This is a genomic window from Pseudomonas sp. NPDC087615 (assembly GCF_044743445.1).
Classification (GTDB): domain Bacteria; phylum Pseudomonadota; class Gammaproteobacteria; order Pseudomonadales; family Pseudomonadaceae; genus Aquipseudomonas; species Aquipseudomonas baetica_A.
In genome coordinates, this window is sequence record NZ_JBIUWM010000002.1 from 1 (window position 1) to 24,164 (window position 24,164).

Consider the following 24,164-nt stretch of genomic DNA (forward strand, 5'->3'; position numbering starts at 1 on the left):
GTTGCCGTCATCGCTCTCTTCGGCGTAACGCATGATGTCGTTGGAGATCAGCATCATTGCGTTCCATGGGCGGATACGGCCCATGACGCTGGCTTCGCTGCTGTCTTCATTGGCGAAGTTGTAGGAGAAATCCCACTCTTCCGACAGGTATTTGCACAGCAAGCGACCGGCGTTGATGTGCAGCGCCTCGGACATTTCGCTGCGGTGGTCGGAGATGTTCGGCAGCACGCAGATGCCGCTGGTGAAGATCGGCTCGAACACGAACGAATGACCGCTCTTGCCGTCATGCTCGTCCATCGGTTTGGTGTCGAACGTCTTGTTCATGTACGAGTGCTGCTGGGCGAGGCCGAATTCCGAAGCCATGCCCGAACCGGTACCGCCGCCGGCACTGAAGATCGAAAAATACAGGCGCGACTGGTTGGCCTTGATGCCGCAGCTGTCGATCAGGTAGGAGTGGATCATTTTCCAGTCAGGGCTGGAGAAACGCTGGGTGTCCTTGTTGAGGATGATCTTGGCCAGGTACTGGCCGAGGATCGGCGCGTTACCGGCGCCACCGGCGTGGACTTCGGACAAGTCCATGATTTTCATTTTGCTGTAGTCGCGCAGGAAGCCGCTTTTCTCGCCCTTGCGCGAGAAGCGGATACGCCCGGCGATGTCTTTGTCGAGATCGCCGAGCATCACCAGCGGCTCAACCAGAAACACCGGTTTGCTCGCTTTGTTCTGGCCGATCCGCAGGTTGTTTTTGATCCACTGAGCCGGGCTGTAGCCCTTTTCGGCGTAGCGCTTGTCCGGCGACAGGCGATCTTCGTTATTGAATTCGTTGAGGTAGAACTTGCGCGCGTTGTAAACCAACTCGGCCACGTCGAGGGCGATGTTGGAGCCGCAACGACCGAGGCCGATCAGGCACACCGACGGGAATTCCTGATCGTTGTGCTGTTCGTTGTCGCCTTCCAGGTGCGGCGGACGCGGGAACACCAGATCACGCAGGCCGTCGAGGTTGTCGAGGATACGGTCGGTATTGGTTTCGGTGAAGTACAGGTATTGCTGGGTTGAGAGCGGGCGCGAGGGAACCAATGGCTTGGACGATGACGGGCTGTTCGCAGCGGGGCTCGCGGTCAGATCGGATACCGCTGTGGCGGGATTGTTTTTAGAAGTCATTGTGCGCCATATACCTGGACTGGTTCGGCTCGATAACCAATGTCAGCGAACCTCACGGAATAAGATCTCGCGTCTTTTTTGCGCGAATTGAGCCCGAGCGTCAGGGATTTGGCCTGACTGTCGCTGGGGGGAATCCTTTCCTGATCGATGATGAATCGGCCATTATTCGGCGATCTTTAATCAAAAGGAGGCTAAATGATGTCAACGCTACCTTCGTTGGGATTCGCCGGAATCGGTCTGATGGGCCTGCCGATGTGTCGGCGCCTGTTGGCGGCGGGCTATCCGCTGACGGTGTGGAATCGCAATCCGGCCAAGTGCGCTGCGCTGGTCGACGCCGGTGCCCGACAAGTCGCCAGCCCGGCCGAACTGTGCGAACACGCCGAGGTGGTGATGCTGTGCCTGGCGGATACGGCGGTGGTGCGTGAGGTGGTGTTCGGCCCGGCCGGCGTTGTCGAGGGCGCGAAGCACGGTCAGTTGCTGGTGGACTTTTCCAGCCTTGAACCGACGGCGACGCGTGAGATGGCGGCTGAACTGGCAGACAAAACCGGTATGCGCTGGATGGACTCACCGGTGTCCGGCGGCGTGATCGGCGCCGAGGCGGGCAGTCTGGCGATCATGGTCGGTGGCGATGCGGCGGACCTTGCGCGCGTGCGCTCGGTGCTGCTCAATCTCGGTCAACGTGTTACGCACATGGGTGGCATCGGTGCGGGACAGGTGACCAAAGCCTGCAACCAGATGATCGTCGCCTGCAATGCACTGGTGATCGCCGAAGTGGTGGCGCTGGCCGAACAGGCCGGGGTCGATGCAAGCCTGATTGCCGAAGCGCTGGCCGGTGGTTTTGCCGACTCCAAACCGTTGCAGATCCTCGCCCCGCAAATGGCTGAAAGCCGTTTCGAACCGATCAAATGGCATGTGCGCACGCTGCTCAAGGATCTCGACACGGCGGTGAAATTCTCTCGCGAGCAGGGTTCGGCGACGCCGATCAGCGGATTGGCCGCACAACTGATGCGCCTGCATGGGGCGCAAGGCTTTCTGGAGAAAGATCCTGCGACGCTGGTGCAAATGTACCGCGCGCCAGAATCAACGGATTGACCGCAGGTGAATGTTTGCGCTGATTGATTTCTTCCAGTACCGGGCGCAGTTCGTCCATTGGTACCGGACGACTGAGCAGGTAGCCCTGAATGAAATCGCAGCCCGAACGCTCGAGAAATTCGTACTGCGCCAGGTTTTCCACGCCTTCGGTGACCACCTGCAAATGCAGGGTGTGCGCCATGACGATGATCGCCTGGACGATCTCCATGTCCGCCGTGGCTTTGGGGATGTCCAGAATGAAGGAACGGTCGATCTTCAAGGTGTTGAGCGGCAGGCGCTTGAGGTAGGCCAGCGATGAATAGCCGGTGCCGAAATCGTCGATCGACAACGACACGCCGAGGGCACGGATCTGCCGCAGTAGCACGAGTGTGTTGGCAATGTTGCCCATCAGGGCGTTTTCGGTGACTTCCAGTTCCAGGCGCTCCGGCGCGACACCTGCCGTGCGCAACGCACTTTCGATTTCGTCGGGCAACGCTTCCCGTGTGAGATTGAGCGGCGAGCAGTTCCAGGCGATTTTCAACGCTTCGCAGCCATGGCGCGACAACTCGCCCAGGTCCTTGCAGGCACGGCGCAGCACCCAATTGTCCAGTTCGGCGATCAGACCGTTGTTTTCGGCGATGCTGATAAAACGGTCCGGCGTCAGCAGACCCTGTAACGGATGCTGCCAGCGGATCAGCGCTTCGAGCTTGGTGACCCGACCGGTTTTCAGTTCGAAAATCGGTTGGTAATACAGCATCAGACCGTTTTCTTCACCCAACGCCTGGCGCAGTTCTTCCTCCAGTTGCAGCTCCATGCTGGCTCGGCTTTTCAGGTTGGAATTGAAAAAATGCAGGCCATTGCGCCCCGCGCCCTTGGATTGATACAGCGCCAGATCCGCGTGTTTGAGCAGTTCCTCGCAGGTGGAACCGTCGTCGGGATACAGACTGATGCCGATGCTGGTGGTCATTACCATGCGCCGTCCGGCCAGCTCTATCGGCTCTTTCATTCTCAGCATGATGCGTTGAGCCATGTTGCGTGCTTCTTCACGGTCGTTCAGCCCGATCAGGATGCAAAACTCATCCCCGCCAAAACGCGCGACTACATCGTCATGGCTGCGCACTGAGCCTTTGATGTGATTGGCAATCACTTTGAGCAATGCATCGCCGGCGTCGTGACCGAGGCTGTCGTTGATGCGTTTGAAGTGGTCAATGTCGAGAAACATCACCGCGAGCATGCCTCCCTCGGTGGTTTTCTGGCTGAGTTTCTCGGCGAAGATCTGGTTGAAGCCGCGACGGTTGATCAGGTTGGTCAGGGCGTCGTAGTTGGCCGCTTGTTGCAGCGACATACGCGCTTGATCAAGTTGGCTGAGCAGGGCGTTGACCCGGCGCAGGTCGTGTTCCTTGTTCTGCAGTTTCTTGTCGGCCAGCGCGGCGCTGATTGCACTGCCCAGGATCAGCAAGATGATCAGCGCCACGGTCAGGCCCAATTGCAGGTGGTTGGTTTCCGCTGGCAGGGGCGGGACGTTGCCCGGTGGCAATACCCATTTCAACGCGGCCATCGCGGTGAAGTGCGTACTGAAAATACCAGCGCCGAGGATCAGCGCGGCGCCGTACTTGAGCATCTGATGAAACAGGCCACTGCCTTCGCGCAGATAGCGCGCCACCCACAACGCAGCGAAACTGGAACCCATGGCGATTACGATCGACAGCACGAACAAGAACGGTTGGTAGTAGAGGGGGGCGTTCGATTTCATGGCTGCCATGCCAACGTAATGCATACCGGCGATGCCAAGCCCGATCAGCAGGGCGGTTTTGAGGCAATGCACCAGACTCGGTTGCGCCTCGCTCAGCGTGTGCATCGCCAGCCATGAGGCCAGTAGCGCAATCAGCAGGGAGAACAGGGTGATCGGCAAGTCGTAGTGGATTTCGATCGGGGCCTGGAAGGCGAGCATGCCGATAAAGTGCATGGCCCAGATGCCGCCGGCCAGACACGTCGCGCCGACCCAGCGCCACACCCGCTGCGAGCCCGGGGCTTCGGCGTGACCGACTCGTTCGGCCATGTCGAGGGTGGCAAAACTCGCGGCGCACGCGACCAGATAGGCCACCAGCATCAGCAAGGGGTTGTGTGTGCCATTGAATATGACCTGCCCGCTCTCCGGCAGCTCGGCAACAAACTGCAAACCAAGCCACTCCATAGCATGCCCCGTCTCTGAAGTCGTCACTACCGCGCGGTTAACGCAGGCGAATGTCTGGAGTATAGAGGCGGTTTTTGCTGCAGAAGCCGTAGTGGCACATTGGCGGTAATGATTTCGGCATTACCGCAATAGCGATTGGCGCTAAGCGTCAGGCGATCTTTTCCAAAGGGATTTCGGCCCAGCCCTCTTGCAGTGGCGGCAAGCCGAAGCGGGCACGGGCGGCGTCGCAATCGGGGTTGTGTTCACCGTTTTCCCAGGACGCCTCGAACTCGCGGCAGGTGCTGGAGCGCTTGTCGTAGATCGTGCATTGCACCGTACTGCCGACTTCGCCAGCCAACGAGGTGCAGCGCGGTGGTTTGCGGTCAGTGCCGATCATTGCCACCCGGCTTGGGGTGATTTGCGTGACCAGTTCATCGGGGACTGTACCGCCAGAGGATGAGCACTCACCCCAAAAGAAAGACACACGAAAATGGGAACAGCAGGCACCGCAATTCAGACACGGACTGACTTCGGACATGGGCGGGGGTATCAAAGGGATTGATCGGAAGATCCGGACGGATCCGGCGGCCATTCTAGGCTTCGCCACGGGCTTGGGAAGGGGGGCGCGGAACTATTTTTTTGTGGCAGGTTTTTTCGACAAAAGCCCCGGTTTTCGGGGGATTGCAGCGTTATCAAGAGTTTACGTTTCGTTACAGTGCCATGGCCCGATATCAGGCAGACGAATGATCACAGACAGCCCCTGTGCGGCTGACTAGATTGCAGGTTCCGGGCTCGGATGCGTCGGCAGTGAAGCCCTATAACAATAAAGAGACGGACCCATGCAGAACTCGACCCAAGCGGCGAATGCCTGGCGCATTCTGTTCCTGCTGTTCCTCGCCAACCTGTTCAACTTCTTCGACCGCACCATCCCGGCGATCATCATTGAGCCGATCCGCATGGAATGGCACCTCAGCGATTTTCAGTTGGGGATCATCGGCACTGCCTTCACCATCGTTTATGCCGTCGCCGGCCTGCCTTTAGGGCGCATGGCCGACACCGGTTCGCGTAGCAAACTCATGGGCTGGGGTTTGGCGACGTGGAGCGCGTTGACCGCCGTCAACGGCTTGGTGGGCAGTTTCTGGAGCTTCCTGATCGTACGCATGGGCATCGGCATCGGCGAGGCGAGTTACGCGCCGGCGGCCAACTCGCTGATTGGCGACCTGTTCCCGGCCCATCGTCGGGCGCGGGCCATGGGCATCTTCATGCTGGGCCTGCCACTGGGGTTGCTGTTGGCATTTTTCACCATCGGCGCGATGGTCAAGGCGTTCGATAGCTGGCGGGCGCCGTTCTTCATCGCTGCTGTGCCGGGGTTGATCCTCGCGATTTTCATGTTTTTCATCAAGGAGCCCAAGCGCGGCGCTGCCGAAGCCGTGCAGGTTTCCCAAGAGAAGGTCGACAAGCCGATCCGTCGCGTTCTGGCGGTTCCGACATTTCTGTGGCTGGTGATGGCCGGGTTGTGCTTCAACTTCGCCACTTACGCCTGTAACTCGTTTCTGGTGCCGATGCTGCAGCGCTATTTCCTCATGCCATTGCAGGATGCGGCGGTGGCGACGGGATTGATCGTCGGCGTCACCGGGTTGATCGGCCTGACGCTTGGCGGCTGGATCGCTGACAAGATTCATCAGCGGGTGGCCAGTGGCCGACTGTTGTTTGCGGGGTTCAGTCTGATCATCTCGACGCTGTGCACGGCGTGGGCACTGCATGCCGGGCGAATCGAAATAGGTGTGTTTGTCGCGGTGTTCAGTGTCGGTTGGCTGTTTGCCTACAACTTCTACACTTGCGTGTACACGGCGATTCAGGACGTGGTCGAACCGCGCCTGCGGGCCACGGCGATGGCGTTGTTCTTTGCCGGGTTGTACCTGCTGGGCGGTGGTTTGGGACCGGTGGTGGTAGGCGGGTTGTCGGATCATTTCGCGCACACGGCGATGTTGGCCGAGGGTGCTGAGCAAATGACCGAGGCTTATAAAGCCGTTGGCTTGCATGACGCCATGTACCTGATTCCGGTGGCGCTGTTTTTGACGATGGTGTTTCTGTTTTTGGCCTCTCGGTGTTTTGTTCGCGATGCCAAGCGGATGAAGGAGGGGTTGGTGGCTGTCGTTGAACCTGATGGAGCAGTGGCGACTGCATAATCGCTTTCGCGAGCAAGCCCCACCATTTGAAATGCATTCCAAAGTGGGGCTTGCTCGCGAAGAGGCCGACAGCATCACCCTGTTAATTGCCCGCCAAACAAAAAGGCCCGCATCACTGCGGGCCTTCTTGTTTTCAGCGGTGGGGCGGGGCGGTTTAACCCGCTACCAACACCCGGATCGCTTCCAGGCGCAACGCCGCTTTATCCAGCATCGCCAGGCCCTGCTCACGCTGCTCGCGCAAGGCAACCAGTTCGCTGTCACGCACGGTCGGGTTGACCGCTTGCAACGCGGTCAGGCGCGCCAGTTCTTCGTCGGTGTCGGCCGCCAGGCGGCGGCGAGCCTCGGCCACGCGTTCGGCGTGACGAGGGGTGATCTTGTCTTCACCGGCGTTGATCCGTGGTGTCAGTTGATCGCGCTGGGCCTGAATGAACTTGTTGGCGCTGGCACGCGGCACGCTCTCCAACTGATCGTTCAGGGTTTCGAACGACACGCGTGCCGACAGGTCGTTGCCGTTGGCGTCGAGCAGGCAGCGCAATGCGGCCGGCGGCAGGTAACGGCCCAGTTGCAGCGAGCGCGGAGCAACCACTTCGCTGACGTAGAGCAGCTCCAGCAGCACGGTGCCCGGTTTCAGCGCCTTGTTCTTGATCAGTGCGACGGCGGTGTTGCCCATCGAACCGGACAACACCAGATCCATACCGCCCTGCACCATCGGGTGTTCCCAGGTGATGAACTGCATGTCTTCACGCGACAGCGCCTGGTTGCGGTCGTAAGTGATGGTCACGCCTTCGTCGTCGCCCAGCGGGAAACTGGCGTCGAGCATCTTCTCGCTCGGCTTGAGGATCAGGGCGTTTTCCGAATGGTCTTCGCTGTCGATGCCGAACGCGTCGAACAGGGTTTCCATGTAGATCGGCAGGGCGAACTGATCGTCTTGCTCAAGGATGTCCTCGACCAACTGATCGCCTTCGCCCGAACCGCCGGAGTTGAGTTCCAGCAGACGGTCGCGACCGGTGTGCAGCTCTTCTTCCAGACGCTCGCGCTCGGTACGCGCTTCGTCGATCAGCGCTTGCCACTCGCTATCGTCAGCTTCTTCGAGCAGCGGCAGCAGGCGCGAGCCGAACTGGTGCTGCAGGGCGTTGCCGGTCGGGCAGGTGTTGAGGAACGCGTTCAGCGCTTCGTGGTACCACTGAAACAGGCGCTCTTGCGGGCTGGTTTCCAGGTACGGCACATGCAGTTCGATGATGTGCTTCTGGCCGATTCGGTCGAGACGACCGATACGCTGTTCCAGAAGATCCGGGTGCGACGGCAGGTCGAACAGCACCAGGTGGTGAGCGAACTGGAAGTTGCGACCTTCACTGCCGATTTCCGAGCAGATCAGCACTTGTGCGCCGAATTCTTCATCGGCGAAGTAGGCGGCAGCGCGATCACGCTCAAGGATGTTCATGCCTTCATGGAACACCGTGGCCGGGATGCCGGAGCGCACGCGCAAGGCGTCTTCCAGATCCATCGCGGTTTCGGCGTGGGCGCAGATCACCAGCACTTTGGTGCGCTTGAGCATTTTCAGCTGATCGATCAGCCATTCGACGCGCGGGTCGAATTTCCACCAGCGTTCTTCTTCGCTGGCATCCGGCTGGGCCTGGAAGCTGACTTCCGGGTACAACTCGGCATGATCGCCCAGCGGCAGTTCCAGATATTCGTCCGGGCACGGTAGCGGGTACGGGTGCAGTTTGCGCTCCGGAAACCCCTGCACGGCGGCGCGGGTGTTACGGAACAGCACGCGGCCGGTGCCGTGGCGGTCAAGCAGTTCACGCACGAGGCGAGCGCTGGCTTCGGTGTCGCCATCGTTGACCGCGGTCAACAGGGCTTCGCCTTCGTTGCCGAGGAAACCATGAATGGTCTTGTGTGCTTCAGGCGACAGACGCCCTTTGTCGAGCAGTTCCTGCACGGCTTCGGCCACCGGGCGATAGTTCTCGCTCTCGGCGCGGAATGCGGCCAGGTCATGGAAACGGTTCGGATCAAGCAGGCGCAAACGGGCGAAGTGGCTGTCCTGACCGAGTTGTTCCGGAGTGGCGGTGAGCAGCAGCACGCCCGGGATTACTTCAGCCAATTGCTCGACCAGCGAATACTCGGGGCTGGCCTTTTCTTCGTGCCAGACCAGGTGGTGCGCTTCGTCGACGACCAGCAAGTCCCAACCCGCGGCGAACAAGGCGTCCTGCGCCTTTTCGTCGTCGACCAGCCATTCCAGCGCGACCAGCGCCAGTTGGGTGTCTTCGAACGGGTTGGTGGCATCGCTTTCGATGAAACGCTCTTCGTCGAACAGTGCAACTTGCAGGTTGAAGCGGCGGCGCATTTCCACCAGCCACTGGTGCTGGAGGTTTTCCGGCACCAGGATCAGCACGCGGTTGGCACGGCCCGAGAGCAGTTGGCGATGGATCACCAGACCGGCTTCGATGGTTTTACCCAGGCCCACTTCGTCCGCCAGCAAAACCCGCGGCGCGATACGGTCGGCGACTTCACGGGCAATGTGCAACTGGTGCGCGATCGGCTGCGCACGCACACCGCCCAGGCCCCAGAGCGAAGATTGCAACTGGCGGCTGGTGTGTTCGAGGGTGTTGTAGCGCAGGGAGAACCAGGCCAGCGGGTCGATCTGCCCGGCAAACAGACGGTCGCTGGCCAGACGGAACTGAATGAAGTTCGACAGCTGGGTTTCCGGCAGTGTTACCGCTTCGTTCTGCGCGTTGAGGCCTTGATAGACCATCAGCCCATCGACATCGTCGACTTGCTGCACGGTCATCTTCCAGCCTTCGAAGTGGGTAATGCTGTCACCCGGCGAAAACCGCACGCGGGTGAGGGGCGCATTCCGTAGCGCGTACTGGCGGGTTTCGCCAGTGGCCGGGTAAAGCACGGTCAACAAGCGGCCGTCCTGTGCCAGAACGGTGCCTAAACCAAGCTCTGCTTCGCTGTCACTGATCCAGCGTTGCCCCGGTTGATACTGCTGCGCCATGCTGCCTGACTCCCACCTTGAAAAAGCGGGCTATCTTAACGGAATGAGGCCCCGAGGCCAAAGGATTAGGAGCCGCGCCCAGCTTTTATGTGTTCAGGGAAGATTAGGCCATGCGTCGGTTTCAGGAAGTGGCAGGGCACCTGTGAGTGCCAATCCGGTCACAAGTTTGCGACCGACGGCTCAAGCCATGATCGCTCAAGCCGATAGCCTGCTGACAGGAGACCCTCTATATGCTGCCACCGATGCTCCCCCTGAGCGCTGTGCCGATCACTTCCCAGCAGGACCCGATCCGCCAGCGCCCGGACATTCCTCCGGTGGTGCCGGTGCAGGAAAGCTCCAGCGAAAGCACGATCGACCTGCAAAAGCGCGACCCGGAAGAGGCCGCGCTGCAATTGCGCGAGGAACAGCGCCGTCAGCAGGAGCGCGAGCGTCGCCGCCGCGAAGCGGATGAAGACCCCGAAGAACATCTCGCCGTGCCAGGCACAGAACTCAATGCCGACAACACCGTGCCGGTGGTGCCGCTGATGGAAGATCAGCCGCGTCAGGGCATGTGGGTTGATATCGAGATCTGATGGCTGGTCAGCGCTGACGTCAGGCTGCATTATTGACGCAGTCCTGCCGGTGATCTGGCAGTTGTGTTTTCTTCAAGCGATGCATCGAACGCCATGAGCCAAGACGACAAGCTGATCGACCTCAGTACCGAACGCGCCAAACGCGTGCATGACCTCAACGAGAAGCGTCTGAATGAAGTGCGCAATGCCTTCGAACAGGCCATGCCGTTGGGAAAAGCCAAGAAAAAGTCGAAAAACAAACCGAAAAAGCGTTGATCTCCCCCTGCATCCTTTGATGCAGGTCAGTTATTTTCCCGCCTTTACTCCTCTTCTTCAGTGGCATTGACCTCGGTCAATTTCCGCGCCTGCCTGATTGGTTAACTTAGCTCCATCGCAGCAGAGCAGGGGCCAGGAGGCCAGTCATGTTTTTCGATAACGTGGTGTTTGCCGGAGTCCTGACAGTGGGCCTCATGGTTCTGTTTTTTGCAGGGTTTGGATTTTTTATCTGGAAGGATGCGAATAAACGCAAGAAGTAGGTTCTTCTGGATTGATGAGCACGCAAGGCATTTTGGGCGACTTCGGTTGCCCTTTTTTTTGTGTGCTTGTCGGCCAGCGGGCCAACCATGCTTTGGTCGGTGTATACGTTTTGAAAGGTGGGCTTGCTCGCGAAGAGGCGGCCCAATCGCCCCATCTCTGCCAGTGTTACCTTTTTCCCGAGATGAACAAAAAAGGCGCGATCCTCTCGAATCGCGCCTTTTTCATTTTCTGCTGTCTATCAGCTACCCAGCACCTTGGACGCCAGCCAGAACAATCCGGCCGACAGTGCCACGGTTGCCGGCAGGGTCAGAACCCATGCCAGCAGGATGGTTTTCACCGTCCCGCCTTGCAGGCCGCTTTTGTTGGCGACCATGGTACCGGCCACGCCCGAGGACAGAACGTGGGTGGTGGACACCGGCAGGCTGAAGATGTTGGCCAGGCCAATCATGCTTGCGGCGGTGATCTGGGCTGACATGCCCTGTGCATAGGTCATGCCTTGCTTGCCGATCTTCTCGCCGATGGTTTTTACCACGCGCTTCCAGCCGACCATGGTGCCCAGACCCAAGGCCATGGCGACCGCCAGAATTACCCAGAACGGGGCGTATTCGGTGGTGGTGGTCAGATCTTTACGCAGTTTGTCCAGATCAGCTTTTTCGCGAGCCTGAAGGCCCGGCAGCTTGGCGACTTTCTTCGCAGTGTCGTCCAGGCAGAGCAGATAACGACGCACTTCGATGCGGCTGTCGGCCGGCAGGGAGTGGTAGTCCGCTACACCCTTGAGGGTGTGGAGCAGGGCGGAGATGGTCGGTTCGGTCTGCTGCGGGTTGCAGCGGAATTTCTCCGGCAGGTCGCCTTCGACACTTTTGCCCAGGGCCAGGAACTCGCCGAGGGTTTCGGCGTTGCGCTGGTAGAACTGGCTCAGGTGCAGGGTGGCGTCGCGGGTACGTTCGATCTGGTAAGTGGTGCTGTTCAGGTCGAGTACGAACTGAGCAGGCACTATACCGATCAGGACCAGCATGATCAGGCCGATGCCTTTCTGACCATCGTTGGAGCCGTGCACGAAGCTCATGGCCATGGCTGACATCACCAGTACCAGGCGATTCCAGAATGGCGGGTGCTTCTTGTCGTCGATCTTGCGGCGTTGTTCCGGTGTCTTGTGCATCTTCGACAGCGGGCGCCACCATTTCAGGCCAACCAGCACCAGGCCTGCAACCAGGAAACCGGCCATTGGCGAGAACACCAGCGAGGCGCCGATATCGATCGCTTTCTGCCAGTTAACCCCGTCGGCCAACGGAATATCGTTGATCAGGGCGTTGGCGAGGCCGACACCGAGAATCGAACCGATCAAGGTGTGGGAACTGGAGGCGGGAATACCGAAGTACCAGGTGCCAAGGTTCCAGGCGATGGCCGCGGCGAGCAAGGAGAACACCATTGCCAGGCCATGGCCCGTGTTCACATTGATCAGCAGTTCAACCGGCAGCAAGTGAACAATGGCATACGCCACGCCAACGCCGCCCAGCAGCACGCCGAGGAAATTGAACACACCGGAAAAGAACACCGCCAGGTGAGGCGGCATGGCTTTGGTGTAGATAACAGTGGCTACCGCGTTAGCGGTGTCATGAAATCCATTGATGAACTCGAAGGCGAGGACAAACGTCAGGGCGAGCAAGAGGCTCACAAGCACCCAAGCATCCAGTCCGCTGAATAAATCGATCATGAAGGTTTTCTGACCCGGTCGTAAGGGGGCGCGATTATGCCAGAAAAGTCTCGAAATCGATGCCCTACCTGCTCATTGGTAACATTCTTCTTCGATTTAATTTGTTGCAGAGCGTTAAAACCCAGCGTTACGCAGGGTTTTTTAATCTATTGGTTTTATTGAGAAAAACCACTGAAGGTGAGCGTTTTTCAGGCAGTGTCGCGGGCTCAAACGCTTGTCTGAAATATCTCTGAAACCTGTCTGAAGCATGCCATTGGCCTTTAGGGCGGTGCATAGCCGCCGCTGCCCGCGGATAGCGGGCGCGCAAGGCATCGTCGATACACCGCGCTTGTAGCCGGTGCGCGCACGACCTTCGAAATAATCAAAACCCGTGGCTCATGGCTCTTCGGCTTTGAGTTCCTTTTCGATCTTTTCAATCTCTTGCTTGAAGACCTGATCCTGAACGGTGGCGCGCTTACGCCAAGGCTTGCGCTCCGGTTCGGGCTGAGCGGCGTAGGTGGTGACTTCCCCGCCGTAAACTTCCTTGTAACGTTGTTCCTGGCGCTCAAGTTCCGCGCGCAGTTCGTCTTTCGTCACAGTGCTACCTGTTTGAGTTGAGATAAATATCTGGTGAAACGCACTGCAACGAATCAATTGAACAGACCCGTCGAGCGCGCCACGCCTGAACAGGCATTGGTGGCATCGGCAGGGCGATCAAGACTTCCGTGTTACAGGCGGCTACGGCACCAGATTAAAACTGACGCAGCATCAGTTTCCTGTTTCAGCGAGCGCTGGCGTTGCATGAATAATGAGCGTCAAGCGCTGGCTGGGGCTGACGACGATGGATATCGCGAAAGCCAGTGGCGACCTTGCTGATTAAAAAATCGCGGCCTCACTGGTGTGCATTATAGCGGCCGATTCAGGAATGACTATCTTTGCCAAGTTAAAAACGGTTCTGGATGTGTGATTGTTTTGTTACTCGCAACTTTTGTCGCTAGTTGAAGTGCAGGTAAATCGTTATTTGCCACGCGTTCTGTTTTTGGCGCCATTTACTCGATCAACTAAGGGGGCGATTCAGTGTGTCAGCGAAGTTGGGCGAGCGGATCAAGCGGTGATGCGGGCCTGTGGGTTTGTTGCGATTATCGGTCGGCGGTTCGATAATCGCCCGATCTTGAGGGGCGTTGCTTGTGTATTGGCCCGCGAGCCGTTTGTATAGCCACTGATCCGAGCCGGATAAAGGACCTGAAATGAACGATCAAATGCGTAACTCCTTCACCTCCGTGGCGCCGCCGATCGTCGCCTCGCCGGCCAAGCGGATCCAGGCGTTGACAGGCGATCCGGATTTCATGACCTCGCTGGCCCGTGGCCTGGCCGTGGTGCAGGCGTTTCAAGAGCGCAAGCGGCACCTGACCATCGCCCAGATCAGCCACCGCACGGAAATTCCCCGTGCTGCCGTACGCCGTTGCCTGCACACCTTGATCAAGCTCGGCTACGCCACCACCGATGGCCGTACCTACTCGTTGCTGCCGAAAGTGCTGACCCTCGGCCACGCTTATCTGTCCTCAACGCCGCTCGCCGTCTCGGCTCAGCCTTACCTCGACCGTATGAGCGAGCAACTGCACGAAGCCTGCAACATGGCCACGCTCGAGGGCGACGACATTCTCTACATCGCCCGTTCGGCGACGACTCAACGGCTGATTTCGGTGGATTTGTCAGTGGGCGGGCGCCTGCCGGCCTATTGCACTTCAATGGGCCGCATTCTGCTGGCCGCGCTGGACGACACGACCTTGGGTGAATACCTCGACCACGCCGAACTCGTGGCCAAGACCAGCCGCACGATTCACACGCCCGAGGCGTTGCTCGAATGCCTGCAAGAAGTGCGGCAGCAGGGCTGGTGCATCGTCGACCAGGAACTGGAGCAAGGGCTGCGTTCGATAGCGGTGCCGGTCTACGACGCATCGGGCCAAGTGGTGGCGGCGCTCAACGTCAGTACCCACGCCGGCCGCGTCAGCCGCAGCGAGCTGGAACAGCGCTTCCTGCCAGGCCTGCTCAGTGCCAGTCGCGACCTCAGTGCGCAGTTGTTCGCCTGATGAAGCTGTTCGATAAACGCACAGTGTTGCGTTTATCGAATTGACGCTAAAACCCTCGGATCATTAATGTCGCGGCAGCGTCATCCGGCGCTGACGTCAATGGCCTCGCCGGACTGCCGACCCCCATAATAATGACAAGAGGCAACTCCCCATGTGCACGTTCCCCGACTGTCAAAGCTTTAGCCCGTGTTGCCGGGTTCACCGCAACGCCTGATTCACACCTTCTATTCTTGTGACCGTGCCGCTCTTTGGCCGGCCCCCGTTCGACTGCGTTTTTTGCGTGGAATAAAAATAATGAACCAGCCTCAGTCCGCTGTAGGTCAATGCCTCGACGTGCAGACCTTCATCAATGCCCAACCGATCTCGCGCTACCAATGGCGGGTGGTGATCCTGTGTTTTCTGATTGTGTTCCTCGATGGTCTCGATACCGCCGCGATGGGCTTCATTGCCCCGGCGTTGTCCCAGGACTGGGGCATCGACCGCGCCAGCCTCGGCCCGGTGATGAGCGCTGCATTGATCGGCATGGTGTTTGGCGCCCTCGGTTCCGGCCCGTTGGCTGACCGTTTTGGGCGAAAAGTCGTACTGGTGGGCGCGGTCCTGCTGTTCGGTGCATTCAGCCTCGCGTCGGCGTACAGCAGTAATCTCGACCAACTGCTGGTGCTGCGCTTTTTGACCGGCCTGGGTCTTGGCGCCGGGATGCCCAACGCCACCACGCTGCTCTCGGAATACACCCCGGAGCGCAAGAAGTCGCTGCTGGTGACCAGCATGTTCTGCGGCTTCAACCTTGGTATGGCTGGCGGTGGATTCATTTCGGCGAAGCTGATTCCAGCGTTCGGCTGGCACAGCCTGTTGCTGATCGGCGGGATTCTGCCGCTGATCCTCGCCGTCGTACTGCTGTTCTGGCTGCCGGAGTCGGCGCGTTATCTGGTGGTGCGTAACCGTGGCACCGACAAGGTGCGCAAGACCTTGGCACCGATTGATCCTGTCGTCGTCGCCCAGGCCTCAAGCTTCAGCGTGCCGGAACAGAAAACCGTCAAGGCACGCAACGTGTTCGCGGTGATTTTCTCTGGCACCTACAGCACCGGTACGCTGCTGCTGTGGCTGACCTACTTCATGGGCCTGGTCATCGTTTACCTGCTGACCAGTTGGCTGCCGACGCTGATGCGTGACAGTGGCGCGAGCATGGAGCAGGCAGCGTTCATTGGCGCGTTGTTCCAGTTCGGTGGAGTGTTGAGCGCGGTCGCTGTGGGATGGGCGATGGATCGGTTCAATCCGCACAAGGTCATCGGCACGTTCTACCTGTTGGCCGGCGTGTTTGCCTACGCGGTAGGGCAGAGCCTGGGCAACATCACGCTACTGGCGACGCTGGTGCTGGTGGCGGGGATGTGCGTGAACGGTGCGCAATCGGCAATGCCTTCGCTGGCGGCACGGTTCTATCCGACTCAAGGGCGGGCGACCGGGGTGTCGTGGATGCTGGGGATTGGTCGGTTTGGCGCGATTCTCGGGGCCTGGATGGGCGCGACGCTGTTGGGGCTGGGCTGGAACTTTGAGCAGGTTTTGACGGCGTTGGTGATTCCGGCGGCGTTGGCGGCGGCGGCTGTGGTGATCAAAGGGATAGTCAGCCACGCGGATGCGACTTGAGTTTAAAGGGGAAGAACATTTGTTGAATGTTCTGGCCCCTTCGCGGGCAAGCCCTTTCCCACATTGAAATGCATTTCAAAATGTGGGAGCGGGTTTGCGCCGGGCGGCGTTCCGACGAAGCTTTTGCTGTCGATTGTTAGGGTGGTAACAATCTGTTCGATAAACGAACACTCAGTCGATTATCGGATTGTTTGGCGATTTTCCCAGGCTTAATCTGCAGTGACTCCGGCGCTGAACCTCGCGCCTTTTTATCACTGGCGATTCATTACAAAAACAGGAGCCCGCTCCATGGCTGAGATCCTTTCGCTGCACGACGCGGTGAAGCAATTCGTCAACGACGGCGACACGGTCGCGCTCGAAGGCTTCACTCACCTGATCCCTACGGCAGCGGGTCATGAAATCATTCGTCAGGGCAAGAAAGATCTGACGCTGGTGCGGATGACGCCTGACCTGATCTACGACCAACTGATCGGCGCCGGTTGTGCACGCAAGCTGATTTTCTCCTGGGGCGGTAACCCGGGTGTGGGTTCGCTGCACCGTCTGCGCGACGCGGTCGAGAAGCAGTGGCCGCACCCGCTGGAAATCGAAGAACACAGCCACGCCGACCTGGCCAATGCTTACGTGGCTGGCGCCTCCGGCCTGCCGTTCGCGGTGCTGCGGGCTTACGCCGGTTCCGACCTGCCGAAGGTCAATCCACTGATCAAGTCCGTCACTTGCCCGTTCACCGGGGAAGTGCTGGCGGCGGTCCCTGCGGTACGCCCGGACGTCACCGTGATCCATGCGCAGAAAGCCGACCGCCAAGGCAACGTTCTGTTGTGGGGCATTCTCGGTGTGCAGAAAGAAGCGGCACTGGCCGCCAAACGCTGCATCGTCACCGTGGAAGAAATCGTCGACGACCTCAAGGCTCCGATGAACGCCTGTGTCCTGCCGACCTGGGCCCTGAGCGCGGTTTGCCACGTACCGGGCGGTGCACATCCGTCCTACGCCCACGGTTACACCGAACGCGACAATCGTTTCTATCAGGCGTGGGATCCGATCGCCCGTGACCGTGAGACGTTTACCGCATGGATCAACGAATACATCCATGGCTGCGCTGACTTCAGCGAGTTCCAGGCCAAGTTGGCCGCTGCTTCGGAGGCCAAATAATGACGTACTCCACCAACGAAATGATGACCGTCGCGGCGGCCCGTCGCTTGAAGAACGGTTCGGTGTGCTTCGTCGGCATCGGCCTGCCGTCGAAAGCTGCGAACCTGGCGCGCCTGACGTCATCGCCGGACGTGGTGCTGATTTACGAATCGGGCCCGATTGGCGCCAAGCCCAGTGTGTTGCCGCTGTCCATCGGTGACGGTGAGTTGGCGGAAACCGCTGACACCGTCGTACCGACCGGTGAGATTTTTCGCTATTGGTTGCAGGGCGGGCGCATCGACGTCGGTTTTCTCGGCGCCGCGCAAGTGGACCGTTTCGGCAACATCAACACCACGGTGGTCGGCGATTATCACGCACCGAAAGTGCGCTTGCCGGGTGCCGGTGGCGCGCCGGAAATTGCCGGCTCGGCGAAGAGTGTATTGATCATCCTTAAACAGTCGGCGCGTTCGTTTGTCGACAAGCTCGACTTCATCACCTCGGTCGGTCATGGCGAGGGTGGCGATTCACGCAAGCGTCTGGGCCTGCCGGGTGCCGGACCGGTCGGCATCATTACCGACCTGTGCATCATGGAGCCGGAAGCGGGGACTCACGAGTTCGTGGTCACCGCGCTGCATCCGGGCGTCACCCGCGAACAAGTGGTTGCCGCCACCGGTTGGGCGATCCGGTTTGCCGACGACGTTGAAACGACTGCGGCACCGACTGACGTCGAACTGACCGCGCTGCGCGATCTCGAAGCGCGCACCGCCGCCGCCCATGGCCAGGCACCGGGAGAAGCATGATGCGTGATGTGTATATCTGCGATGCGATTCGTACGCCCATCGGCCGTTTCGGCGGTGGTCTGTCTGCCGTGCGTGCCGATGATCTCGCCGCCGTACCGATCAAGGCGTTGATGGAGCGCAATCCGTCCGTGGACTGGAGCGCGATCGACGAGGTATTCCTCGGCTGCGCCAACCAGGCCGGCGAAGATAACCGTAACGTCGCACGTATGGCGCTGCTGCTGGCTGGCTTGCCGGAAACCGTTCCGGGCGTAACGCTCAATCGTCTCTGCGCTTCGGGCATGGATGCGATTGGTACGGCGTTCCGCGCCATCGCCAGCGGTGAGATGGAGTTGGCGATTGCCGGCGGCGTCGAGTCGATGTCCCGCGCGCCGTTCGTGATGGGCAAGGCCGACGCGGCGTTCTCTCGCAACATGAAACTGGAAGACACCACGATTGGCTGGCGTTTCATCAACCCTTTGATGAACGCTCAGTACGGCGTCGATGCGATGCCGCAAACCGCTGATAACGTCGCCGACGACTATAAAGTGTCGCGCGAGGATCAGGACGCTTTCGCCCTGCGCAGCCAGCAACGGACTGCCGCCGCACAGGCCGCCGGCTACTTCGCTGAAGAAATCGTCGAAATGCGGATCGCCCACAAGAAGGGTGAAATCGTGGTCAGTCAGGACGAACACCCGCGCGCCGACACCACAATCGAAGCTCTGGCCAAACTGAAACCGGTCAACGGCGTGGGCAAAACCGTCACCGCCGGCAATGCCTCGGGCGTTAACGACGGCGCCGCGGCGTTGATTCTGGCCTCGGCTCAAGCCGTGAAAAAACATGGCCTGACTGCCCGCGCCAAAGTGCTGGGCATGGCCAGCGCCGGTGTCGCGCCACGCGTGATGGGCATCGGCCCGGTGCCGGCGGTGCGCAAACTGATCGAGCGCCTCGGCGTGGCGGTCAGCGATTTCGACGTGATCGAACTCAACGAAGCGTTCGCCAGCCAAGGTTTGGCGGTGCTGCGTGAACTGGGGCTGGCGGACGATGCGCCGCAAGTTAACCCCAATGGTGGGGCGATTGCCCTGGGGCACCCGTTGGGCATGAGCGGTGCGCGCCTGGTGCTGACCGCGTTGCATCACCTGGAAAAGACCGGTGGCAAGAAAGGTCTGGCCACCATGTGCGTCGGTGTCGGACAGGGTCTGGCCCTGGCCATCGAACGCGTTTGACGCACAGCGGCAAGAACAAGAACTGAGGAAAGCGAAATGACTGACAAGCCTGGTTACCGTCGCCCGCAGGAAGGCACCCAGCCTGAGTACCTGCACCCGACCTATCAATCGACCAATTTGCGCTCGCCATCCAAGCCTTTGGTGCATCTGCCGCATTCGCTGTCGGAGATCACTGGGCCGACCATCGGTGCCGAGCGCGTGGCTGAAACCGACAACGATCTGACTGCGCAGCACAGCGGCAAACCGCAGGGCGAGCGCATCATCATCCACGGCCGTGTCCTGGATGAAAACGGTCTGCCGGTGCCGGGGATTCTGGTGGAGATCTGGCAGGCCAACGCGGCCGGTCGCTACAACCACCCGCGCGACCTGCACGACGCACCGCTGGACCCGAATTTCACTGGCACCGGCCGCACCGTGACCGACGCCGACGGCTGGTACCAGTTCCAGACCATCAAGCCCGGCGCCTATCCGTGGGGCAACCACCACAATGCCTGGCGCCCGGCGCACATCCATTTCTCGCTGTTCGGGCCGAGCATCCTCACCCGGCTGGTGACGCAGATGTATTTCCCCGGTGACCCGTTGCTGGCTTACGACCCGATCTACAACTGCGTACCGGACACTTCGGCCAAGGAGCGTCTGATCGCTGCTTTCGATCTGGAAAAAACCATTCCTTCCTATGCTCTCGGTTACCGCTGGGACATCGTGCTGCGCGGCCGTGAAGCCACGCCGATGGAGAAATAAAATGCCCCTGACTGCAACCACGTCCCACACCGTCGGGCCGTATTACCACATCGGCCTGACCTGGCTGAACCGCGAACACCTGGCTGTCGAACAAACCCTCGGCGAGCGTGTGGCGATCACCGGGCAAGTCGTCGATGGCAACGGCGACATCGTCAACGACGCCATGCTTGAAGTCTGGCAAGCCAATGCCGCCGGCAAATATGACCACCCGGAAGACGAACAAGACAAACCGCTGGACCCGCACTTCGAAGGTTTCGGTCGCGTTCCGGTGGATGCCGAAGGACGCTTTCGTTTCACCACGATCAAACCGGGCACAGTCGAGGGTTTGAAGGGCTCGACCCAGGCGCCGCATCTGGTGGTGTTGGTGTTTGCTCGCGGGTTGGTGAAGCACTTGCTGACGCGGATTTACTTCGAGGGCGATCCGGCGAACGTGAATGATCCGCTGCTCGAATGCGTACCGGCCGAGCGCCGTCGGACATTGCTGGCCAAGCCGGATGCGGCGGGTGTGTATCAGTGGAATGTGGTTCTGCAGGGCACTGATGCCGAGACGGTGTTCTTCGATTATTGAAGAACGCCTCCCCGCGGATCGTCCCCGCGCTCTGCAGGGGACGGATATCTCCGTGGAACGGGAGTGTTGCAAAGTATGTCTAGACTCTCACTGTCCCTATTGAGTGAAAAACAATGACAACCACCACTTCCCATTACACCGGCGAAGAGCGCAGCAAGCGTATCTTCGCCATCGTCGGTGCCTCGTCCGGCAACCTTGTCGAATGGTTCGACTTCTACGTCTACGCCTTTTGCGCGATCTATTTCGCCCCGGCGTTTTTCCCCTCCGACAACCCCACGGTGCAGTTGGTCAACACCGCGGGCGTGTTCGCCGCCGGGTTTCTGATGCGACCGATTGGTGGCTGGATCTTCGGTCGCCTGGCGGACAAGAAGGGCCGCAAGGCCTCGATGATGATCTCGGTACTGATGATGTGCTTCGGCTCGTTGCTCATCGCCTGTCTGCCGACCTATAACACCATCGGCGTATGGGCGCCGTTGCTGCTGTTGTTCGCGCGGTTGCTGCAAGGTCTGTCGGTGGGCGGCGAGTACGGCACCACGGCGACGTACATGAGCGAAGTGGCGCTCAAGGGGCAGCGCGGGTTTTTCGCCTCGTTCCAGTATGTGACGTTGATTGGCGGGCAATTGTTGGCGGTGTCGCTGGTGGTGATCCTGCAACAGTTCCTGACTGAAGAAGACCTGCGTGCTTACGGCTGGCGGATTCCGTTTGTGGTCGGCGCGGCGGCGGCGGTGATTTCCTTGCTGCTGCGACGTTCGCTGAAAGAAACCAGCAGCAAGGAAATGCGTGAAAACAAGGACGCCGGCAGCATCACCGCGTTGTTCCGTGACCACAAAGCGGCTTTCATTACTGTGCTGGGTTACACCGCGGGTGGTTCGCTGATTTTCTACACGTTCACCACTTACATGCAGAAGTACCTGGTGAACACTGCTGGCATGCACGCCAAGACCGCCAGCTACATCATGACCGGCGCGCTGTTCTTGTATATGTGCATGCAGCCGCTGTTCGGCATGCTCGCCGACAAGATCGGCCGACGTCATTCGATGCTGTGGTTCGGCGCCCTCGGTACGCTGTTGACCGTGCCGATCCTGCTGACGCTCAAAAGCGTCAGTAGCCCATTCCTGGCCTTTGTGCTGATCACGTTGGCATTGGCCGTCGTGAGTTTCTACACCTCGATCAGCGGTCTGGTGAAAGCTGAAATGTTCCCGCCCGAGGTGCGCGCCCTCGGCGTTGGCCTGGCGTATGCGGTGGCGAACGCGATCTTCGGCGGCTCGGCGGAATTCGTGGCTTTGAGCCTCAAGGCCGGCGGCATGGAAAACGCCTTCTACTGGTACGTTACGCTGATGATGGCGGTGGCCTTCCTGTTCAGCCTGCGCTTGCCGAAACAGGCTAAATATTTGCACCACGACCTCTAACCCGAAACGCGCGGGCCAATGTGGCCCGCGCCAGCAAGGACTTCTATGACTCAGCGACCGGGCAATCAATTGTTCGATGCCTATTTCACTGCCCACGATATGCGCGAAGTGTTCTGCGATCAGGGCCGTGTGCAGGCGATGCTCGACTTCGAAGCGGCACTGGCCCGGGCCGAAGCGCGTGTGGGGTTGATTCCGACGAGTGCTGTTTCACCCATTGAAAACGCCTGCAACGCCGGTCTCTATGACTTCGCCGCGTTGGGCGAGGCGATCGCCACGGCGGGCAACTCGGCGATTCCATTGGTCAAGGCGTTGGGCAAGCAGATCGCCGCAACGGATGCCGAGGCCGAGCGTTATGTGCATTTGGGCGCCACCAGTCAGGACGTAATGGATTCCGGGCTGGTACTGCAATTGCGTCAGGCGCTGGCGTTGATCGAACGTGATCTGGCACAACTGGCGAACTCGCTGGCGATCCAGGCACAACGTTACGCCGCAACACCGCTGGCCGGGCGTACCTGGTTGCAACACGCGACGCCGGTGACCCTCGGCATGAAGATCGCTGGATGGCTGGGCGCTGTCACGCGCAGTCGTCAACGTCTGCGCGAACTCAAACCACGTTTGCTGGTGCTGCAATTCGGCGGCGCGTCGGGGACACTCGCAGCGCTCGGTGAACAGGCCTTGCCGATTGCCCAAGCCTTGGCCGAAGAACTGCAACTGACCATGCCGGAACAGCCGTGGCACACCCAGCGCGATCGCGTGGTGGAGTTCGGCGCGGTACTTGGATTGATCGCCGGCAGCCTCGGCAAGTTCGGGCGCGACATCAGCCTGTTGATGCAGACCGAAGCGGCGGAAGTTTTCGAACCCTCGGCGCCGGGTAAGGGCGGTTCTTCGACCATGCCGCACAAGCGCAACCCGGTCGGGGCGGCGGTGCTGATCGGCGCGGCGACGCGGGTGCCGGGCCTGGTTTCGACATTGTTCAGTGCCATGCCCCAGGAGCACGAGCGTAGCCTCGGTCTGTGGCATGCCGAATGGGAAACCCTGCCCGAGATCTGTTGCCTCGTTTCGGGATCACTGCAACAGGCGCGATTGCTCGCTGACGGCCTGGAAGTGGACGCCGCACGCATGGCCCGTAACCTCCAATTGACTCAAGGGCTGGTGTTGGCCGAAGCGGTCAGTATCGTCCTGGCGCAACGGGTCGGTCGCGACACCGCGCATCACTTGCTCGAACAATGTTGCAAACGTGCAGTGGCCGAGCAACGGCATCTGCGTGCCGTGCTCGGTGACGAGGCAAACGTTACCGCCCAACTGAGCAATGCTGAACTGGATCACTTACTCAACCCCGCCCATTACCTCGGACAGGCACACGTCTGGGTCGAACGGGCGGTGGCCGAACACAACGCTTTGACTGTCTGAAGGAGAGGGCTGTGGCTTTCGTTCAACTCGCCGATGGCGAACTGCACTACAACATTGAAGGCCCGGTCGATGCGCCGGTGCTGGTGCTGTCCAACTCGCTGGGCACTGACCTGCACATGTGGGACGCGCAAATGCCGGCGTTCACCGAGCATTTTCGCGTGCTGCGGTTCGACACCCGTGGCCACGGCCAATCGCTGGTGACGCCAGGGCCGTACAGCATCGAGCAACTGGGCCGCGACGTGCTGGCGCTGCTGGATGCGCTGCACATCGAGCGCGCGCATTTCTGCGGTCTGTCGATGGGCGGCTTGATCGGCCAGTGGCTGGGGATCAACGCCGGGCACCGTTTGCACACGCTGATCGTGTGCAACACCGCTGCGAAAATCGGCGAGCCAGCGGTGTGGAACCCGCGCATCGAAACCGTATTGCGTGACGGCGCGGCAGCGATGGTCGCCCTGCGTGATGCCTCGATTGCCCGTTGGTTTACCCCGGATTTTTCCGCGGCCCAGCCGGCAGCGGCCCAGCAGATTACCGACATGCTCGCGGCCACTTCACCTGAAGGCTACGCGGCCAATTGTGCGGCGGTACGTGATGCCGATTTTCGTGATCAGATCGCCTCGATCACTGTGCCGTTGCTGGTGATCGCCGGCACTGAAGATGCTGTCACGCCGCCGTCTGGCGGGCGTTTCATTCAGGAGCATGTACGTGGGGCCGAGTACGCCGAGTTCTACGCGGCGCATTTGTCCAACGTACAGGCCGGTGCGGATTTCAGTGATCGCGTGTTGGCTTTTTTGCAGGCTAACTGAGG

General features: G+C 60.0%; 20 protein-coding genes and 1 pseudogene. 15 read left to right on the forward strand and 6 right to left on the reverse strand.

Translation table 11 applies throughout. The features are described 5' to 3' along the window. Positions 1-1,158 (reverse strand): annotated as a pseudogene (locus ACIOU6_RS01455) (hypothetical protein); the annotation flags it as partial. A gap of 195 nt (positions 1,159-1,353) precedes the next feature. Here ACIOU6_RS01455 and ACIOU6_RS01460 point away from each other — a divergent pair. Next, positions 1,354-2,250, forward strand: coding sequence for an NAD(P)-dependent oxidoreductase (locus tag ACIOU6_RS01460; protein ID WP_401133185.1), 897 nt, complete (start codon positions 1,354-1,356; stop codon positions 2,248-2,250). Here the strand turns inward: ACIOU6_RS01460 and ACIOU6_RS01465 are convergent. Both ACIOU6_RS01465 and ACIOU6_RS01470 read right to left on the reverse strand, forming a co-directional pair. Next, complete coding sequence (locus ACIOU6_RS01465; RefSeq protein WP_221731420.1) at positions 2,141-4,423, reverse strand: bifunctional diguanylate cyclase/phosphodiesterase; 2,283 nt, start codon at positions 4,421-4,423, stop codon at positions 2,141-2,143. The genes ACIOU6_RS01460 and ACIOU6_RS01465 overlap by 110 nt on opposite strands. Positions 4,424-4,571: 148 nt before the next feature. Then, entirely contained in the window at positions 4,572-4,940 is a 369-nt protein-coding gene (locus tag ACIOU6_RS01470) for a YkgJ family cysteine cluster protein (protein WP_221731419.1), read from the reverse strand. A 301-nt stretch (positions 4,941-5,241) separates the two neighbouring features. On the opposite strand from ACIOU6_RS01470, the gene ACIOU6_RS01475 reads away from it, so the two are divergent. Next, entirely contained in the window at positions 5,242-6,591 is a 1,350-nt protein-coding gene (locus tag ACIOU6_RS01475) for a spinster family MFS transporter (RefSeq protein WP_401133188.1), read from the forward strand. 154 nt (positions 6,592-6,745) lie between these two features. On the opposite strand, the gene rapA is transcribed toward ACIOU6_RS01475, so the two are convergent. Further along, complete coding sequence (gene rapA, locus ACIOU6_RS01480) at positions 6,746-9,592, reverse strand: RNA polymerase-associated protein RapA (RefSeq protein WP_221731417.1); 2,847 nt, start codon at positions 9,590-9,592, stop codon at positions 6,746-6,748. A gap of 230 nt (positions 9,593-9,822) precedes the next feature. Between rapA and ACIOU6_RS01485 the strand changes: the two genes are divergently transcribed. The 3 genes from ACIOU6_RS01485 to ccoM all read left to right on the forward strand — a co-directional run bounded on the left by ACIOU6_RS01485 (position 9,823) and on the right by ccoM (position 10,679). After that, complete coding sequence (locus ACIOU6_RS01485) at positions 9,823-10,164, forward strand: aspartate-semialdehyde dehydrogenase (protein WP_221731416.1); 342 nt, start codon at positions 9,823-9,825, stop codon at positions 10,162-10,164. 93 nt (positions 10,165-10,257) lie between these two features. Further along, positions 10,258-10,419 (forward strand): hypothetical protein, encoded by a 162-nt coding sequence (locus ACIOU6_RS01490; protein WP_187679436.1) that lies wholly within the window; start codon positions 10,258-10,260, stop codon positions 10,417-10,419. Between the two features lie 146 nt (positions 10,420-10,565). Next, on the forward strand, positions 10,566-10,679 hold the full coding sequence (gene ccoM / locus ACIOU6_RS01495) for a cytochrome c oxidase subunit CcoM (RefSeq protein WP_003222396.1): 114 nt from the start codon (positions 10,566-10,568) through the stop codon (positions 10,677-10,679). A 239-nt stretch (positions 10,680-10,918) separates the two neighbouring features. Here ccoM and ACIOU6_RS01500 read toward each other — a convergent pair whose 3' ends face one another. Further along, positions 10,919-12,394, reverse strand: a complete 1,476-nt coding sequence (locus ACIOU6_RS01500; RefSeq protein ID WP_221731415.1) for an inorganic phosphate transporter — start codon at positions 12,392-12,394, stop codon at positions 10,919-10,921. A 375-nt stretch (positions 12,395-12,769) separates the two neighbouring features. After that, positions 12,770-12,970, reverse strand: coding sequence for a hypothetical protein (locus tag ACIOU6_RS01505; RefSeq protein WP_221731414.1), 201 nt, complete (start codon positions 12,968-12,970; stop codon positions 12,770-12,772). 650 nt (positions 12,971-13,620) lie between these two features. Between ACIOU6_RS01505 and pcaR the strand changes: the two genes are divergently transcribed. The 10 genes from pcaR to pcaD all read left to right on the forward strand — a co-directional run bounded on the left by pcaR (position 13,621) and on the right by pcaD (position 24,162). Next, positions 13,621-14,463, forward strand: a complete 843-nt coding sequence (gene pcaR, locus ACIOU6_RS01510) for a pca regulon transcriptional regulator PcaR (protein WP_221731413.1) — start codon at positions 13,621-13,623, stop codon at positions 14,461-14,463. Positions 14,464-14,757: 294 nt separating this feature from the next. Next, entirely contained in the window at positions 14,758-16,104 is a 1,347-nt protein-coding gene (locus ACIOU6_RS01515) for an MFS transporter (protein ID WP_221731412.1), read from the forward strand. A 288-nt stretch (positions 16,105-16,392) separates the two neighbouring features. Beyond that, the gene (locus ACIOU6_RS01520) at positions 16,393-17,250 is read left to right on the forward strand and encodes a CoA transferase subunit A (RefSeq protein ID WP_401133194.1); all 858 of its coding nucleotides are present in this window, start codon (positions 16,393-16,395) and stop codon (positions 17,248-17,250) included. Next, positions 17,247-18,029, forward strand: a complete 783-nt coding sequence (locus ACIOU6_RS01525; protein WP_221731475.1) for a CoA-transferase subunit beta — start codon at positions 17,247-17,249, stop codon at positions 18,027-18,029. The genes ACIOU6_RS01520 and ACIOU6_RS01525 overlap by 4 nt, the downstream gene beginning before the upstream one ends. Next, complete coding sequence (gene pcaF, locus ACIOU6_RS01530; RefSeq protein WP_401133197.1) at positions 18,026-19,231, forward strand: 3-oxoadipyl-CoA thiolase; 1,206 nt, start codon at positions 18,026-18,028, stop codon at positions 19,229-19,231. Before ACIOU6_RS01525 ends, pcaF begins: the two co-directional genes overlap by 4 nt. A gap of 36 nt (positions 19,232-19,267) precedes the next feature. After that, the gene (gene pcaH / locus ACIOU6_RS01535; RefSeq protein ID WP_401133200.1) at positions 19,268-19,972 is read left to right on the forward strand and encodes a protocatechuate 3,4-dioxygenase subunit beta; all 705 of its coding nucleotides are present in this window, start codon (positions 19,268-19,270) and stop codon (positions 19,970-19,972) included. A gap of 1 nt (position 19,973) precedes the next feature. Next, positions 19,974-20,540, forward strand: coding sequence for a protocatechuate 3,4-dioxygenase subunit alpha (gene pcaG / locus ACIOU6_RS01540; RefSeq protein WP_221731408.1), 567 nt, complete (start codon positions 19,974-19,976; stop codon positions 20,538-20,540). Positions 20,541-20,653: 113 nt separating this feature from the next. Continuing rightward, on the forward strand, positions 20,654-21,949 hold the full coding sequence (locus tag ACIOU6_RS01545) for an MFS family transporter (RefSeq protein WP_221731407.1): 1,296 nt from the start codon (positions 20,654-20,656) through the stop codon (positions 21,947-21,949). Between the two features lie 45 nt (positions 21,950-21,994). Next, positions 21,995-23,359, forward strand: coding sequence for a 3-carboxy-cis,cis-muconate cycloisomerase (locus tag ACIOU6_RS01550; protein WP_401133203.1), 1,365 nt, complete (start codon positions 21,995-21,997; stop codon positions 23,357-23,359). Positions 23,360-23,370: 11 nt separating this feature from the next. Continuing rightward, the gene (gene pcaD / locus ACIOU6_RS01555) at positions 23,371-24,162 is read left to right on the forward strand and encodes a 3-oxoadipate enol-lactonase (protein WP_401133206.1); all 792 of its coding nucleotides are present in this window, start codon (positions 23,371-23,373) and stop codon (positions 24,160-24,162) included. Positions 24,163-24,164: the final 2 nt, after the last annotated feature.

Bases quoted from the DNA above. Each gene is read 5' to 3' on its own strand.
- ACIOU6_RS01460 (WP_401133185.1), top strand. From the start codon at position 1,354: ATGATGTCAACGCTACCTTCGTTGGGATTCGCCGGAATCGGTCTGATG.
- ACIOU6_RS01465 (WP_221731420.1), bottom strand. From the start codon at position 4,423: ATGGAGTGGCTTGGTTTGCAGTTTGTTGCCGAGCTGCCGGAGAGCGGG.
- ACIOU6_RS01470 (WP_221731419.1), bottom strand. From the start codon at position 4,940: ATGTCCGAAGTCAGTCCGTGTCTGAATTGCGGTGCCTGCTGTTCCCAT.
- ACIOU6_RS01475 (WP_401133188.1), top strand. From the start codon at position 5,242: ATGCAGAACTCGACCCAAGCGGCGAATGCCTGGCGCATTCTGTTCCTG.
- rapA (WP_221731417.1), bottom strand. From the start codon at position 9,592: ATGGCGCAGCAGTATCAACCGGGGCAACGCTGGATCAGTGACAGCGAA.
- ACIOU6_RS01485 (WP_221731416.1), top strand. From the start codon at position 9,823: ATGCTGCCACCGATGCTCCCCCTGAGCGCTGTGCCGATCACTTCCCAG.
- ACIOU6_RS01490 (WP_187679436.1), top strand. From the start codon at position 10,258: ATGAGCCAAGACGACAAGCTGATCGACCTCAGTACCGAACGCGCCAAA.
- ccoM (WP_003222396.1), top strand. From the start codon at position 10,566: ATGTTTTTCGATAACGTGGTGTTTGCCGGAGTCCTGACAGTGGGCCTC.
- ACIOU6_RS01500 (WP_221731415.1), bottom strand. From the start codon at position 12,394: ATGATCGATTTATTCAGCGGACTGGATGCTTGGGTGCTTGTGAGCCTC.
- pcaR (WP_221731413.1), top strand. From the start codon at position 13,621: ATGAACGATCAAATGCGTAACTCCTTCACCTCCGTGGCGCCGCCGATC.
- ACIOU6_RS01515 (WP_221731412.1), top strand. From the start codon at position 14,758: ATGAACCAGCCTCAGTCCGCTGTAGGTCAATGCCTCGACGTGCAGACC.
- ACIOU6_RS01520 (WP_401133194.1), top strand. From the start codon at position 16,393: ATGGCTGAGATCCTTTCGCTGCACGACGCGGTGAAGCAATTCGTCAAC.
- pcaF (WP_401133197.1), top strand. From the start codon at position 18,026: ATGATGCGTGATGTGTATATCTGCGATGCGATTCGTACGCCCATCGGC.
- pcaH (WP_401133200.1), top strand. From the start codon at position 19,268: ATGACTGACAAGCCTGGTTACCGTCGCCCGCAGGAAGGCACCCAGCCT.
- pcaG (WP_221731408.1), top strand. From the start codon at position 19,974: ATGCCCCTGACTGCAACCACGTCCCACACCGTCGGGCCGTATTACCAC.
- ACIOU6_RS01545 (WP_221731407.1), top strand. From the start codon at position 20,654: ATGACAACCACCACTTCCCATTACACCGGCGAAGAGCGCAGCAAGCGT.
- ACIOU6_RS01550 (WP_401133203.1), top strand. From the start codon at position 21,995: ATGACTCAGCGACCGGGCAATCAATTGTTCGATGCCTATTTCACTGCC.